The 15,051-nt window shown below is 27.5% G+C and carries 17 protein-coding genes and 1 other annotated feature; of the genes, 2 read left to right on the top strand and 15 right to left on the bottom strand.

Going from position 1 to position 15,051, the window contains the following annotated elements; genetic code table 11:
* Positions 1-134: 134 nt before the first annotated feature.
* The 11 genes from rpoD to JWF52_RS10840 form a co-directional block, all read right to left on the bottom strand.
* Positions 135-1,298: an RNA polymerase sigma factor RpoD gene (gene rpoD / locus JWF52_RS10890; RefSeq protein WP_208333591.1), complete on the bottom strand. Its 1,164-nt coding sequence runs from the start codon at positions 1,296-1,298 to the stop codon at positions 135-137.
* 19 nt (positions 1,299-1,317) lie between these two features.
* Positions 1,318-3,126 (bottom strand): DNA primase, encoded by a 1,809-nt coding sequence (gene dnaG / locus JWF52_RS10885; RefSeq protein WP_208333590.1) that lies wholly within the window; start codon positions 3,124-3,126, stop codon positions 1,318-1,320.
* Positions 3,127-3,516: 390 nt separating this feature from the next.
* The gene (gene aroF / locus JWF52_RS10880; protein WP_208333589.1) at positions 3,517-4,296 is read right to left on the bottom strand and encodes a 3-deoxy-7-phosphoheptulonate synthase; all 780 of its coding nucleotides are present in this window, start codon (positions 4,294-4,296) and stop codon (positions 3,517-3,519) included.
* Positions 4,277-4,783 carry a 2-amino-4-hydroxy-6-hydroxymethyldihydropteridine diphosphokinase gene (gene folK / locus JWF52_RS10875; RefSeq protein WP_208333588.1) on the bottom strand — a complete coding sequence of 169 codons (507 nt, stop codon included), beginning with the start codon at positions 4,781-4,783 and terminating at the stop codon, positions 4,277-4,279. The genes aroF and folK overlap by 20 nt, the downstream gene beginning before the upstream one ends.
* Positions 4,776-5,141 carry a dihydroneopterin aldolase gene (folB, locus tag JWF52_RS10870; RefSeq protein ID WP_208333587.1) on the bottom strand — a complete coding sequence of 122 codons (366 nt, stop codon included), beginning with the start codon at positions 5,139-5,141 and terminating at the stop codon, positions 4,776-4,778. The genes folK and folB overlap by 8 nt, the downstream gene beginning before the upstream one ends.
* Positions 5,142-5,147: 6 nt before the next feature.
* Positions 5,148-5,939, bottom strand: coding sequence for a dihydropteroate synthase (gene folP / locus JWF52_RS10865; RefSeq protein ID WP_208333586.1), 792 nt, complete (start codon positions 5,937-5,939; stop codon positions 5,148-5,150).
* 21 nt (positions 5,940-5,960) lie between these two features.
* A complete protein-coding gene (folE, locus tag JWF52_RS10860; protein ID WP_208333585.1) occupies positions 5,961-6,533 on the bottom strand; it encodes a GTP cyclohydrolase I FolE in 573 nt (190 codons plus the stop codon).
* A gap of 16 nt (positions 6,534-6,549) precedes the next feature.
* Entirely contained in the window at positions 6,550-7,251 is a 702-nt protein-coding gene (locus tag JWF52_RS10855; RefSeq protein ID WP_208333584.1) for a hypothetical protein, read from the bottom strand.
* A gap of 12 nt (positions 7,252-7,263) precedes the next feature.
* Entirely contained in the window at positions 7,264-8,010 is a 747-nt protein-coding gene (locus JWF52_RS10850; protein WP_208333583.1) for an aminotransferase class IV, read from the bottom strand.
* The gene (gene pabB / locus JWF52_RS10845; protein WP_208333582.1) at positions 8,000-9,349 is read right to left on the bottom strand and encodes an aminodeoxychorismate synthase component I; all 1,350 of its coding nucleotides are present in this window, start codon (positions 9,347-9,349) and stop codon (positions 8,000-8,002) included. Before pabB ends, JWF52_RS10850 begins: the two co-directional genes overlap by 11 nt.
* A 1-nt stretch (position 9,350) precedes the next feature.
* On the bottom strand, positions 9,351-9,935 hold the full coding sequence (locus JWF52_RS10840) for an anthranilate synthase component II (protein ID WP_208333581.1): 585 nt from the start codon (positions 9,933-9,935) through the stop codon (positions 9,351-9,353).
* Between the two features lie 244 nt (positions 9,936-10,179).
* On the opposite strand from JWF52_RS10840, the gene JWF52_RS10835 reads away from it, so the two are divergent.
* Positions 10,180-10,350, top strand: a complete 171-nt coding sequence (locus JWF52_RS10835; RefSeq protein WP_208333580.1) for a hypothetical protein — start codon at positions 10,180-10,182, stop codon at positions 10,348-10,350.
* Between the two features lie 15 nt (positions 10,351-10,365).
* Here JWF52_RS10835 and JWF52_RS10830 read toward each other — a convergent pair whose 3' ends face one another.
* The 4 genes from JWF52_RS10830 to asnS form a co-directional block, all read right to left on the bottom strand.
* The gene (locus JWF52_RS10830; protein WP_208333579.1) at positions 10,366-10,689 is read right to left on the bottom strand and encodes a hypothetical protein; all 324 of its coding nucleotides are present in this window, start codon (positions 10,687-10,689) and stop codon (positions 10,366-10,368) included.
* 252 nt (positions 10,690-10,941) lie between these two features.
* Positions 10,942-11,640, bottom strand: coding sequence for a polysaccharide deacetylase family protein (locus JWF52_RS10825; protein ID WP_208333578.1), 699 nt, complete (start codon positions 11,638-11,640; stop codon positions 10,942-10,944).
* A gap of 27 nt (positions 11,641-11,667) precedes the next feature.
* Positions 11,668-12,657, bottom strand: a complete 990-nt coding sequence (locus tag JWF52_RS10820) for a CAP domain-containing protein (protein ID WP_208333577.1) — start codon at positions 12,655-12,657, stop codon at positions 11,668-11,670.
* Positions 12,658-12,807: 150 nt separating this feature from the next.
* Positions 12,808-14,208: an asparagine--tRNA ligase gene (gene asnS, locus JWF52_RS10815; protein WP_208333576.1), complete on the bottom strand. Its 1,401-nt coding sequence runs from the start codon at positions 14,206-14,208 to the stop codon at positions 12,808-12,810.
* Positions 14,209-14,264: 56 nt separating this feature from the next.
* Positions 14,265-14,498, bottom strand: a binding site (T-box leader).
* Between the two features lie 140 nt (positions 14,499-14,638).
* On the opposite strand from asnS, the gene JWF52_RS10810 reads away from it, so the two are divergent.
* The gene (locus JWF52_RS10810) at positions 14,639-15,034 is read left to right on the top strand and encodes a hypothetical protein (RefSeq protein WP_208333575.1); all 396 of its coding nucleotides are present in this window, start codon (positions 14,639-14,641) and stop codon (positions 15,032-15,034) included.
* The last annotated feature ends 17 nt before the right edge of the window (positions 15,035-15,051 follow it).

Raw genomic sequence — 15,051 nt, 5'->3', positions numbered from 1 at the left:
GCTGAAGATGAAAATGCCTCTAAATTAAAATCAGATTTACAAAAAGAAATTAATTATTAGTATTAATATATTAATTTCAATTCCACATATTAAAAATTCGTCTTTGTGAGGGCGAATTTTAATATAAATAAATTCTAATCTAAGTAATCTCTAAGTTTTTTAGATCTACTTGGATGTCTTAATTTTCTTAATGCTTTAGCTTCAATTTGTCTTATTCTTTCTCTAGTTACATCAAACTCTTTACCTACTTCTTCAAGAGTTCTTGCTCTTCCATCTTCAAGCCCAAATCTTAACTTTAATACTTTTTGTTCTCTTTCGTTTAATGAACCTAATACGTCCTCTATTTGTTCCTTTAATAAAGAGTATGCAGCAGCTTCAGCTGGTGCTGGTGCATCATCATCTGGTATAAAGTCTCCTAAATGACTATCTTCTTCTTCTCCTATTGGAGTTTCTAAAGATACTGGGTCTTGAGCTATTTTCATTATCTCTCTTACCTTTTCTTCAGTCATTTCCATTTCTTTAGCTATTTCTTCTGGTTTTGGATCTCTTCCTAATTCTTGAAGTAATTGTCTTGATACTCTTATTAATTTATTTATTGTTTCAACCATATGAACTGGTATTCTTATTGTTCTTGCTTGGTCAGCTATAGCACGAGTTATAGCTTGTCTTATCCACCAAGTTGCATAAGTACTAAATTTGAATCCTTTAACATAGTCAAATTTTTCAACTGCTTTTATAAGACCTAAGTTTCCCTCTTGTATTAAATCTAAGAAAAGCATTCCTCTACCAACATATCTTTTTGCTATACTTACAACAAGTCTTAAGTTGGCTTCTACAAGTCTTTGTTTAGCTATTTCATCACCTTCATGCATCCTTCTAGCCAATTCAACTTCTTCATGTGGCTTTAGTAATGGTATTTTACCTATTTCTTTTAAATACATTCTAACAGGGTCATCTATACTTATACCTTTTGGTAAAGATAAATCTATCGGTTCTAAATCCATTTGGTTTTCTTCTTTAGATAGTTCTTCATCCACACCTTCATCTAGATTTTCCATATCTAATTCGTCATCTACCGAAAAATCAATTTCTACTTTATCATTTTTTGTTTCCGTTACTTCTATACCTAAGTTTCCTAATGTTTCATAAAGATTTTCTATTTGATCTTTATCTAAATCAGTTTCTGAAAAAGCTTCCATTATTTCAGCAAGAGTAAGAGATCCTTGCTTTTTACCTTTTTCTATTAAACTTTTTGCCGTTATCCTTTTTGATTCTTTTTTACCGTTTTTATTTTCCATACTCGCGCCTCCTTCCTTATTATAGTTTTTGTAGTGTTCTTCTTATTTCAACTATTTTTAAAGCAATTTCCATAATCTTACCATCTACCTCTTTCGCATCATTATTGTGTTTATTATCTTCAAGTGTCTTTTGTTCTTCTAGCAATATATTAATTTTTTCGTGAAGATTATTTTTCTTCATATTTTTTACTATTTCATCTATATTTTTAACATTATTTAAGTTCATATTATCTAAAGATATGCTCTCTAAATCTTTCAAATATTCTTCGGATATGTTTAAACTTTTAATTTTGTCAATAGTTATTTTATCCAATTCTTGATTTTTAATTATAAAATTTAAAATTTCTTTACTATCTTTTGATAAAAAATCATTTTCGTCAAGCCTTAATAATGCAATTTCTCTAAGATTTTTATCTTCTAGCATTATTTTTATAAGATTTTCCTCAACAATTTTTTTACCACCTATTATTGTCTTTGGTTTTTCAATAACTTTTTCTTCTTTTTTATTTGGATATTTTTGATATTTTTTATTTCCTATCTTATTATAATTTTTACCATATACTTCTCTTTTTATAGATTCGGCACTTATGTCAATTTGGCTGCTTAGGTATTTAGTATAGTAGTCTATTTCAACAGGACTTTTTATTCCTTTTATAATTTTAGAAGCTTCTTTCGCAAACTTCACCCTATCATCATCTTTTTGCACATCAAATTGCATTTTAAGATTATCTATTTTAAATTTTATTTGGTGAGTGGAAAGTTCCATAGCTTTCTTAAATTCTTCTAATCCATACTTTCTTATAAATTCATCTGGATCTTTAGTTTCTTTTAGATCCAATATTTTAATATTCATATCTAACTTATTAAGTATTTCTATAGCTCTTAAAGTTGCTTTGACTCCTGCTTCATCTGAATCATAAGATATAATAGCCGTATCTGCATATCTTTTAATTAGCATTCCTTGTTGCTCTGTTAATGCTGTTCCAAGTGTGGCCACTACGTTTTTTATTCCATATTGATAAAGTGATATTAAGTCCATATATCCTTCAACTAAGACTATAGTTCTATCAGCTATATCTTTTCTTGCAAAATTTAGACCATATAAATTTTGTCTCTTATTAAATATTAAAGTATCTGGAGAATTTAAGTATTTAGGTAAAGAGTCATCTAATACTCTTCCACCAAAGCCAATTACGTTACCTCTATAATCAAATATTGGAAACATTACTCTATTTCTAAATTTATCATAGGCTTTATTTCCTTCTTTGGTATATGTTATTAAACCACATTCTGATAGTTCTTCTTTTGTATATCCTTTAGATTGTAAGTAATCCATAAGAGCATTCCATGATGCTAATGAATATCCAAGTCCAAACTTTTTTATTATTTTATCATCTAGCCCTCTATTTCTTAAATATTCATACCCATGATTTTTACTACTTCCTAAATTTGCGAAATAGAATCTAGCTGCTTCTCTATGTATGTCTTGGAATTTATTGATTTTTTCCATTCTGATTTTTGTCTCTTCGTCCATATTAGTATTAATTTCAACACCACATTGTTTTGCTAATAATTTAAGTGCATCCATAAATTCTAAATTTTCCATACTCATGACAAATTTTATTACATCTCCACCTTCTCCACACCCAAAGCATTTATACATTTGCTTTTGTGTACTTATGTAGAATGATGGTGTTTTTTCGCCATGGAAAGGACATAATCCCTTAAAATTTGACCCTGATGGTTTTATGGCCATATACTGTGATATAACATTTGCTACATCACATCTACTTTTGACTTCTTCTATTATTTCTTTTATATCATTCATATTATCACCTTCTGGTGTAATTTTTGTCTAACATATCTATTTTACATTATATTATAAATTTGTCAAATACACATTATACAGATTTCGACTTTTTTTGTTAATATCCTTCTTAAAAATCGATTTTTTTTTACTTTTTTCATTTTTTTATAAATTTGTACATATATTTATTGATTATATACATAAATTTAGATAATTAGACTATTACAAATATGTGCTTATTTTAATAATTTTTTTATTTAAAATTAAAATTTTTGTACTTTTAGATTTGCTAATTTAATTTTTCCTATTTTAATTAGATTTACCCATATTTTTTGACATTTAAATAATTTTTATCTTATACTTATATTTTTATAAATTTAGTAAAAAATAAAAAGAGGCTATAGCCTCTTTTTATTTTATAGAATTCATTAAATCTTCAAATTCATTAAAATGAAGTGATTGCATTCCATCTGATAATGCATTGATAGGGTCTGGATGTACTTCAACCATTATTCCATCAGCACCAGCTGCAAGTGCAGCTATAGACATTGGTTTTACTAAATATCTAATTCCACATGCATGAGAAGGGTCTACTATTACAGGAAGTCCCGTTTCTTTTTGAATTATAGGAACTGCTGCTAAGTCTAATGTGTTTCTAGTATAATCATTATATGTTCTTATACCTCTCTCACACATTATAATATTTTGATTACCTTCTATAGCTATATATTCTGCTGCTCCTATCCATTCACTAATTGTAGAACTTAAACCTCTTTTTAACATAACAGGTTTATTTTGTTTTCCAACTTCAGTTAATAATGTGAAGTTTTGCATATTCCTTGAACCTATTTGAATTATATCTGCAACTTCGCATAACTTGTCCATTTCTCTTACATCCATTAGCTCAGTTATTACAGCTAGACCAGTTTCTTGTTTTACTGCTTTTAATATTTCAAGTCCTTCTTCCTTTAATCCTTGGAACGAATTGGGAGATGTTCTTGGTTTGTAAGCTCCACCTCTTAATATGTTTGCTCCATTACTTTTAACAAATTTAGCTGTCTCTAATAACTGTTCGTAACTTTCAATAGCACATGGTCCCGCCATTACAAGTTTATTTTCTTTTACTATTAGTTTATTTCCATTACTATCTATTTCAAATTTTAAATTTTCATTAAATAGGTTTTTTTTCATCACCTATATACTCCTTTACTTCGTCTCTTTCCTCATTTGTCAAAGAGTTTAAGTACTCACTTATTACTTTTCCCTTTATAAAAAGATTTTGATTTAAATCCATTAAAGGTATAAGCACAAATGCTCTCTCACTTATTCTTGGATGAGGCAGAGATAAATTTTCATTGTTTAATATTATATCATTAAAAAATAATATATCAACATCTATAGTTCTGGGTCCCCATCTTATTATTCTCTCTCTATTTAACTTTTTCTCAACTTCTTGGCAAACTTTTAATAGCCCATATTCATCTAAAGAAGTTTCTATCTCTAGACATAAGTTTAAAAAATCTGCTTGATCTGTATATCCCCATGCTTTTGTTTCATATAATTTTGACTTATTTGTAATCTCTATATTATTATTATTTGATAATATCTCACACGCACTACTTATATAGTCTAGTCTATCTCCCATATTAGTTCCTAGTCCTAGGTAAGCTTTATTCATACTTTGCTCTCCTTATTTCTACTCCAAAGTAATCATATATACCATTTACTGGAGCTTCAGGTTTTTTAACTCTAACCATTACTTCTTTTATAAGTTCAAATTTTGAGAGTACTTCATTTGATATATTTTCAGCTAAACTTTCAATTAAATTAAATCTTTTATTTTCTGCTATATCTTTTACTACTTCATATACATCCGCATAACTAACCGATTTAGTCATATCATCAGTATTTCCTGCTTCTCTTGTGTCTAAGTAAAGTTCCATATCTATGAAAAATTTTTGACCTAATACATTTTCTTCTTTTAAAACTCCATGATATCCATAAAATCCTAAATTATTTAATAATATTTTATCCATACATTCCTACCTTCTATATATGGCATCTGCCATTTTAGCCGCTCTTAAATTTTCTTTTATATCATGAACCCTAACTATGTCTACTCCGTCTCTAATACCTAAAACAGTTGTAGCTATAGTTCCTTCAACTCTTTCCTTTGGTTCAACATTTAATACATTTCCTATTACAGACTTTCTTGATGTTCCAAGAAGTATAGGGTATCCTAATTCATTTAGTTCATCTAATCTTTTTAATACTTCTAGATTTTGTTCAACTGTTTTCCCAAATCCAATTCCTGGGTCTAGTACTATTTTTTCTTTATCTATGCCTGCATTTATTCCAATCTCAATACTTTCAGTCAAGAACTCCTTTATAGATTCCATTATATCCTTATCATATTCAGTTCCATCTTGGTTGTGCATTATACAAACGTGTGCATCATGTTTGGCAATTACATTTGCCATATTTTCATCTTTTCTTAAACCCCATATATCATTTATCATTTCAACACCTAATTCAAGTGCACCATCTGCAACTTTTGATTTATAAGTATCTACTGATATTGGTACTTTTACTTCTTTTTTAAGTTCTTTTATTATTGGTATTATTCTTCTTAATTCTTCATCTTCATCTACATATTTATGACCTGGTCTAGTTGATTCTCCACCTAAGTCTATCATATCTGCACCTTCATTTATCATATCTTTAGCATGCTTTATAGCAGTTTCAACGCTATTAAAGTTTCCTCCGTCAGAAAAGCTATCAGGAGTAACATTTAGTATTCCCATTATATAAGTCTTCTTACCGTAATCAAACATTTTATCTATTCTCCTATTTAACTATCTCATATTTATTAAACTCATAGCTTCTGCTCTTACTGCTATATCTTTTTCAAATATACCTCTTACAGCTGATGTTATAGTTTTAGACCCTGGCTTTTTAACACCTCTCATTGTCATACACATATGTTCTGCTTCTACAACAACTACTACACCATATGGCTGTAATTCTTCCATTATTATATCTGCTGCATCTTTAGTTATTCTTTCTTGTAATTGAGGTCTCTTTGCTAGCGTTTCTATTACTCTAGCAAGTTTAGAAAGTCCTGTTAATCTACCATCTTTAGGTAAATATGCTATATGAGCCTTTCCAAAGAACGGTACTATATGATGTTCACAGCATGAATAGAAAGGAACATCTTTTACTATAACTAATTCTTCATGTTTTTCTTCTTGGAAAACAACCTTTAAATGATCTTTTGGATCTTGGTGAAGTCCTTCAAATATATCTTCATACATTCTAGCTACTCTATCTGGTGTATCTATTAATCCTTCTCTATTAGGATCTTCTCCTATAGCTTCTAATATATCTCTAACTGCATTTCTTATTTTATCTTTATCTACTTTGCTCATTGGCTTAACCCCCGTATTAGTAAGTTATCTTCATATTTTTACTTATTTGTATATTATCAAAAACATAATTATAAACATTCACTAAATCTTCATATCTATAATTTTTGTATATATTTTGTATTAAGTTAAAGAGTTCTTCATTTTCTTTTTTTAAAGTTTTAATCAATTTTTTATCCTTTGGAATCCACTTATTATTTATACTAAAATACCCAACTATTATATCTTTTAAATATAAATTAGTCAAAAATTCATATTCATAATTTTGGTATGCTTCTTTAATCCTTAACCTTTGAATTTTAGACTCTATTTCGGATTTTAAAAATGATTTTTCTTCTTTTGATAGTCCATTTGGACCCTCTGTATACTTTGATTTACATAAACTAATTAAACTCTCAGATATATTATTTTTATCATATACAATTTTAGCATCTTTCATTTCATTTAAGAAAAAGTATTCTTTACTATTTACAAAATATTTTACTCCATCTTTTGAAAAATAATTTATATCAAACTCTATCCCCTGTACTTCTTTTATTATCCTTATTTGATTCTTATCTTGGTTTGAAAACACAAATATATCAATATCATTTATCTTAGTATCTTCTAAGCTCAAATCATATGATTTTGCAGAACCTACTAAAAAAATCGCTTGTGTATTTTCATTTTTTATTATATTTTTTACTTCTTCTTTATATATTTCATAAATCTTACTTTTCATTTTTTCTCTCCACTAACTTTCATTTAAATAAGTTAGTATTTTTTCAAATAATTTATTTTTTTCATCATAAATAATATCTTCTATTTGTATAACTTTCATAGCTCCCATAAGAGCATTTGTCACAAATACAAAGTCAAAGTTTTTAATTTCTTCTATATTTATAAGAGATTCTCTTACTGTTATGTTAAATTCGTCACAAACCTCTAAAATCCTTCTTTTTGTTGTTCCGCTTAATATTGGTAAATCATTGCTTGGAGTATATAAAACATCCTCTTTTATGAAGAATATATTGCTCATAGAACACTCTAATATGTAGTTATTCATATCCGTAAATATACCATCATTAAATCCATAATTATTTGCATAGTTTTTAGTATATATATTTTCAAAATAATTAGTTGTTTTATGCTTATAAAGTATACTATTTCCTCTTTCTATAGGAGAAATATTTAACTTAAATCCTTGTTCATAACTTTTATTATTATAAGGTATATCTCTAGTTGATATATTATATCCTTCATCAAATATAGTTAATCTTAATGCTTTATTACAAATATTATGTTCTTTTATATAATTTAAGATTTCAGACTCTAAGAACTCCCTTTTATAATTTATATTAATATTTAATTCTTTTATAGAATTAAATATTCTATCCATATGTAAACTTAAATTCGCTTTACCTTCTTTTACTTTAATAGTTTCAAACAATCCGATACCAAATTTAGCTAAGCTACTTTCAAAGGATAAATTATTCTTCATAATATCCTCTTAATGCTTTCATTATAGACTGTGCTTTATCTAGAGTTTCTTGATACTCATCTTCAGGGTTTGAGTCCCAAGTCATCCCTCCTCCAACTTGGAAGTATACATCATTGTTTTGTTTGATAACTGTTCTTATTGCAATATTTAAGTCCATATCTCCATTAAATCCAATATAACCTATAGATCCTGTATACACATTTCTTTGAGTAGGCTCTAATTCATCTATAATTTCCATAGCTCTAATCTTTGGAGCTCCTGTTATAGATCCTCCAGGAAATGTTGCTTTTATAATATCTACACAACTTTTATTACTTTCTAGTTCTCCTACTACTGTAGCAACTAGATGATTTACATTTGCATACGGCTCTATTACAAATAATTCTGGTACTTTTACACTACCTATTTTTGATACTCTTCCTATATCATTTCTTTCTAAATCAACTATCATAAGTAGTTCCGCTCTGTCTTTTTCACTATTAACTAATTCTTCTTGAAGTCTTAAATCTTCTTCTATAGTTTTCCCCCTTGGTCTTGTACCTTTTATCGGTCTTGTCTCAATATTTTTATTTATGCATTTTATGAATCGCTCTGGTGAATTTGATAGGATATTGCTTTGTTCAAAGTTTAAAAATGCTCCAAATGGTGCAGGACTAACTCTTCTTAAGTCTCTATATAATTCAAAGCTTGATAAGTTTGTTTTTCCACTAAATCTTTGTGTTAGATTCGCTTGATAAATGTCACCTTGTTTTATGTAATTTTGCACTTTTCTAACTGCATCTTCAAATTCTGACTTAGTAAAATTAGATTTTAATTTGATAGGTTCAACTTCTTTTTCTTCATAACAAATTTTATCTATGCCTAAATTTTGGGCTTCTACTATCTTTTTTTCTATTTCAAGTATTATTTTTTCTTCTTTATTTAAATCTAAGTTCGGTGTAGCTATATATGTTTTTTCTTCTAAGTGATCTATTACTATTACATGATCATATAGTCCAAAATATAACTCATATACATTAGTATCATCAATAGCAGTTCTAGGTAGCTTTTCTATATAATTACCTAAGTCGTATGATAAATATCCTACAGCTCCTCCTATAAATGGAAGATGTGTATTATTTTTTACTTTATGCTTATCTAATTCTATTTGTAAGTTATCAAGTGGATTATTTTCACTATTTTTATATTTTAATACTTTAAATGGATTACTTCCTATAAATGAATATCTTCCTAATTTTTTAGGATCCATCGCACTATCTAATATAAAACTATCTTTCTCATCTTTAAATATTGTAAATATTTCAAAAGAATTTAAACTAGTTTTTATCTCTTTTATCATATTAATCACCTACCTTAGTTCTTGCTTTTTCTATAAAGTTTTTAAGTATTTCATGCCCTTGTTCTGATAAAATAGCTTCTGGGTGAAATTGTACACCTTCTATTAGGTATTTTTTATGTCTAATCCCCATTATTTCATTTTTATTGGTCATAGCTGTTACTTCTAGTTCTTCTGGTAAGTTATTTTCATCTATTATTAATGAGTGGTATCTAGTTATATTTAAAGGATTTTTTAACCCTTCAAATACGCCTTTATTATTATGTTTTATGCTATGCACTTTTCCATGAACTGGCTCACTTGCTTTAATAACATTTCCACCAAATACATGTCCTATAGTTTGATGACCTAAACAAATTCCAAGTATTGGTTTTTTGCCTTTAAATTCATTTACTACATCTATACATATACCTGACTCTTTCGGCGAGCAAGGTCCAGGAGATAAAATTATTATTTCTGGATTTAACTTTTCAATATCTTCTATACTTACTTCATCATTTCTCTTTACTACTACCTCTTCTCCTAATTCACCAACATATTGAACTAAGTTATAAACAAACGAATCGTAGTTATCTATCATAAGTATCATTTCTACTTCCCCCCTGGTTTTGCTTTTAGTATTAAATTTTTTATATACATTTTTTTTCATATATAAACTTTTTCAATCATATATTGACTATATATATTAGCTATATATTTTTAATTATATAGTCTTTTAGAAATGTATGTCAACGAAGTTATTTTTTCAAAAAATTACAACTAATTCACATAGTATATTTATTTATTTTGTACAAAAACTAACTAACAAACATCTCATTTTTGGAGGTTAAAAAATGGATAAATACATTATTATAAGATCAGATACTAAATCTATATCTCCTCCTATGTCAAAGCAGGAAGCTATAAAAAAACTTAAGCAATATGATAAAGATGGTATTTGTAGTTACTTAATTCATAGAGATATATCTTTTGATAATTCAGCTAACCCTAATCTTTATAAATAACAAAACAAAGAGAAGCTATATGCTTCTCTTCGCTATTTTATATCCAGAATTATAATACTTGTCTTTTTTTCCCTTTTGTTCTCTAGCTTTTATTAATTCATTAATTTTGCTTATATACTTATCATCATCACTTATTCTTATTAAACTAGATAAGTAATAACCATCTGTACTCTTTGGAACTTTTTTATTTATTACTAAATCTATAGCTGTTTTAGCAGCTTCAAAGTGCTTAAGATGGGTATGACCTTCTTGAAAACTTTTTTTGGTATTATATACTATATAACCTTCTTTCACTTGGAATATCATAAATTCTTTTCTCTCATAAATTTTATTATACATTTAATCAATCCTTTTCAAGATAGTCTTACTATATAATATATTAATTTCTCCTTAAAATGTTTTATGTTTTATATATTAAAATATATTATGTAGAATATAGAAATAATATAAAACTGGTTTATTGTTCTATACCGTATATATATTCTTATAAATTTTCTTATATTACTTCTTTTACTTAAATTAAATATATTTAACTTATATTTAAAATTTAATAAACAATTAAAAAAGAGTCTCTATTATAGAGACTCTTTTTTAATTGTTTATTAGTTCTGATACTGTTACAAATTTAAAACCTTTTTCTATCATTTTTGGTATTAATAAATCTAGTGCTTCAACAGTATTATCAGTAGCATAATCATGTAATAATACTATATCACCATTTTTCACATTATTCACTATAGTATCTGAAATTTGAGATGCCGGTGGGTTTTTCCAATCCTTTGCATCAACAGTAGTCCATAAAACAATTTTGTATCCTAATTTTTTAGCTATTTCAGATAATGATTTTTCATTATAACTTCCAAATGGAGGTCTAAATAAAGTTGTTTTTTTACCTATGTGCTTCATTAAAGTTTCTTCACATTTTAATATTTCTTCTTCAATTTGTGAACTACTTAAGTTGCTTATATCTGGATGACTAAAAGTATGATTACCTATTTCATGTCCTTCTTTATTTGCTCTAATTAGTGGATTTGTATACCAATTAGCATGCTTTCCTGCAATAAAGAAAGTTGCTTTTACATCATATTTTTTTAGAACATCTAAAACTTGATTTGTTTCTTTAGGATGTGGTCCATCATCAAATGTAAGAGCTATAAGTTTTTTATCTCTAGATCCATTTCTTACAAATACTTCTTCATCTTTAACTGCATATACAGATAAACTTAAGCCTAGAATAAATGTTAAACTTAATATTGCTACTAATGCTTTACTTTTTTTATTATGTCTCATGATAATGACTTCCTTTCATTCCTTTATCTATATATAGAAATTCTGAGTATAATATATAGTATAATGTCCTCCAAATACTACACCTACTCCTATATATTTATAATCCCCTAAAATATTTTTTCTATGACCCTCAGAATTCATCCACGCTTCATGTGCATATACTGCACTAGTTTGACCTGCTGCGATATTTTCTCCGGCTCCCATGTAAAATATTCCTTGCTTTTTCATTCTGTCAAAAGGACTTTCATTATTTTTATTTACATGATCAAAATAATTTTGTTCCATCATATCTTCACTATGATATCTAGAACTTAAAGTTGCTTTTTCACTGTATTTTAAAGAATTTAATCCATTTTGCAATCTAGTACTATTAACTAAATCTATAGTTTGCAATTCAAAGCTTCTCGTAAGATTTTCACTACCTTTTGGATACATCCCATTTAAACTTTCTTCCGCTTGTTCTGATACAACTTGATATGAGCGCACTCGGTTATTTTCATAAATATCATAAAATACAGTAATATATTTATTATCTATATTGATTATGTCATATTGGTCATTAGAATTTATTATGTATCTAGTATTGCCTTTTTTCTTATATTCTAATGGCTTGTAATTTTTTCTTACAAATTCTTTATTGTCATTTATTTTTATATTTTCTAATTCAATAGAGTTTATAGAATTACTATAAATTGCAACTACTTTTTCTCCTTCTATCCCGATCATTGCAAAATCTTTTTCATATCTATTATATACATACCAACTAAAGGAATATTCACTATTATCAATTCTATCCGGACTTCCAATTAAACTTACTAGATATTCTTTACTATCTCCTAATTTTATCTTTTCAAGATTTTTTATATTAAATTTAATTTCATCAGTAGTTTTATTTATTTTCTGATCTAAGACTTTAGTTTCTTTAGATATATTTTCATTAAATATCCCTTCTTTTAAATCAGAATTATAAAAATAAACACCTAATAAAATTATTAATACGAATATTATTTTTTTCAATTTATCACACTCCAATAAATTTTTACTATTTAACATAGTGTACACTTATAAGATATTCATACTATTATTTTTTAATAATTATATTTTAGTGTCTATTTTGTTACTATTTTCAATACAAAAAGCCCCTAAAATTTAGGGGCTCTTAATATATTAAAATTCTGCATTCTTTGGAGTTCTTGGGAATGGTATTACGTCTCTTATATTTGCCATACCAGTCATATACATTATTATTCTTTCAAATCCTAAACCGAATCCTGAGTGAGTAGCTGTTCCGAACTTTCTAAGTTCTAAGTACCACCAGTAATCTTCTTTATTTAATCCCATTTCATCTATTCTTTCAAGTAATTTTTCTTCTCTTTCTTCTCTTTGAGAACCACCAACTATTTCCCCCACTCCTGGTACTAGTAAGTCCATAGCTCTAACTGTTTTTCCATCTTCATTCATTCTCATGTAGAATGCTTTTATATCTTTTGGATAATCAGTAACAAATACTGGTGCTTTAAATATTTGTTCAGTTAAATATCTTTCATGTTCAGTTTGAAGGTCGTCTCCCCACTTAACTGGGTATTCAAATTCATAACCTGATTTTTGTAACATTTCGACTGCTTTAGTGTAAGTAAGTCTCGTAAAGTCTGAGTTTACTACATTATTTAATCTATCTAATAATCCTTTATCTATGAAACTATTAAAGAATTCCATTTCTTCTGGAGCATTTTCCATTACGTAGTTTATAACGTATTTTATCATATCTTCAGCAAGTTCCATATTGTCTTCTAAGTCAGCAAAGCATATTTCAGGCTCTATCATCCAGAATTCTGAAGCATGTCTTTGTGTAAATGAGTTTTCAGCTCTAAATGTTGGTCCAAATGTATAAACATTTCTAAATGCTAATGCCATTATTTCTGCATTTAATTGACCAGAAACTGTTAAGTTTGCTTCTTTCCCGAAGAAATCATTGCTATAGTCAACTTTTCCATCTTCAGTAGTAGGTATGTTAGTTAAATCCATAGTTGTTAATCTAAACATTTCCCCAGCACCTTCACAGTCGCTCCCTGTTATAATTGGTGAGTGAGCGTATACAAAGTTTCTATCTTGGAAGAACTTGTGTATAGCATACGCTGCTAAAGATCTTACTCTAAATACAGCTGAGAAAGTATTACTTCTTGGTCTTAAGTGAGCTATTGTTCTTAAGTACTCAAGAGTATGTCTTTTCTTTTGTAGTGGATATGAACTATCTGACTCACCTTCTACCACTATGTTTGTAGCTTGTATCTCTACAGGTTGTTTAGCTCCTTCAGTTGAAACTAATTCCCCTTCTACAAGTATTGATGAACTTATAGGTAATTTTGTTAATTCTTTAAAGTTTTCTAATTTTTCATCAGATAAAACTACTTGCATATTTTTAAAGAAACTTCCGTCATTTAATTCTACGAATCCAAAGTTCTTAGATGCTCTAGATGTTCTTATCCATCCAGCCACTTTTACAGTTTTTCCAATGTATTCTTCTTTTTGTCTGTATAACTCTTTTACTGTTACAAATTGATTTTGCATTTTATTTTCCTCCTCGTATTATTTGTATATAAAATAAAAAAAGCCCTTCATCCCATAAAAGGGACGAAAGACTGTACTTTCGCGGTACCACCCTAGTTGTCAAATAATTGACCTCTTAGTTAAGCTTTGCTTATAGTCTATAACGGGACTTACCGTCTAAGCCTACTCTCTTAATGATTTCGGTTAGAGACTCCAAGATGTTCTTCAATATAAACTTCGTATTGAGCTTTCACCATCCTCAACTCGCTAAAACTACATTTTATACCTAATCTTCTTTTCATAGTCTTTATTTTTATTTTTCATATTATTTCAATTATTTAACAAGATTATACCAACATATAAAATTTTAGTCAACATATTATTTATACTTGTAATTTTTAAATGACTAAAATTTCATTTTTTACAAATAATAGTAATTGGAGGTGATTATTTGAAATATATATTATGTTTTCTCATCGTACTTTCTTTTATAGGTCCAGCTGCTCATAGTAATAAAAGCCTTGGATCAGTATTTAAAGATGGATTTTACAATTATATAACTTGTTTAGATAATACATTTAATTATTTAGCTGATAATATTGATGCTTTTTCCATATTAGCGGATATACCATATGAAAAAGCATATAAAGATGTTATGAATGATAGACACCTTACAAAACACCTCGTATCTTCAGGTGAAACATTAGATGACATTATTAAAAAGTATAACACTAATATTGATGACATAGAAAATTTTAGGAAAGTTATATATAAAGAAAATGAAGGACTTGTATCTAAATCTTATGATGTACAATCTGGAGAATATATAGTTATTCCAAGTGATTAGCAATTTTTATATATAAA

Source organism: Clostridium sp. CCUG 7971, from assembly GCF_017590215.1.
GTDB lineage: Bacteria > Bacillota > Clostridia > Peptostreptococcales > Peptostreptococcaceae > Faecalimicrobium.
Note: the sequence above shows the minus strand (reverse complement) of the source record. Positions and strands in the feature narration are given on the sequence as shown.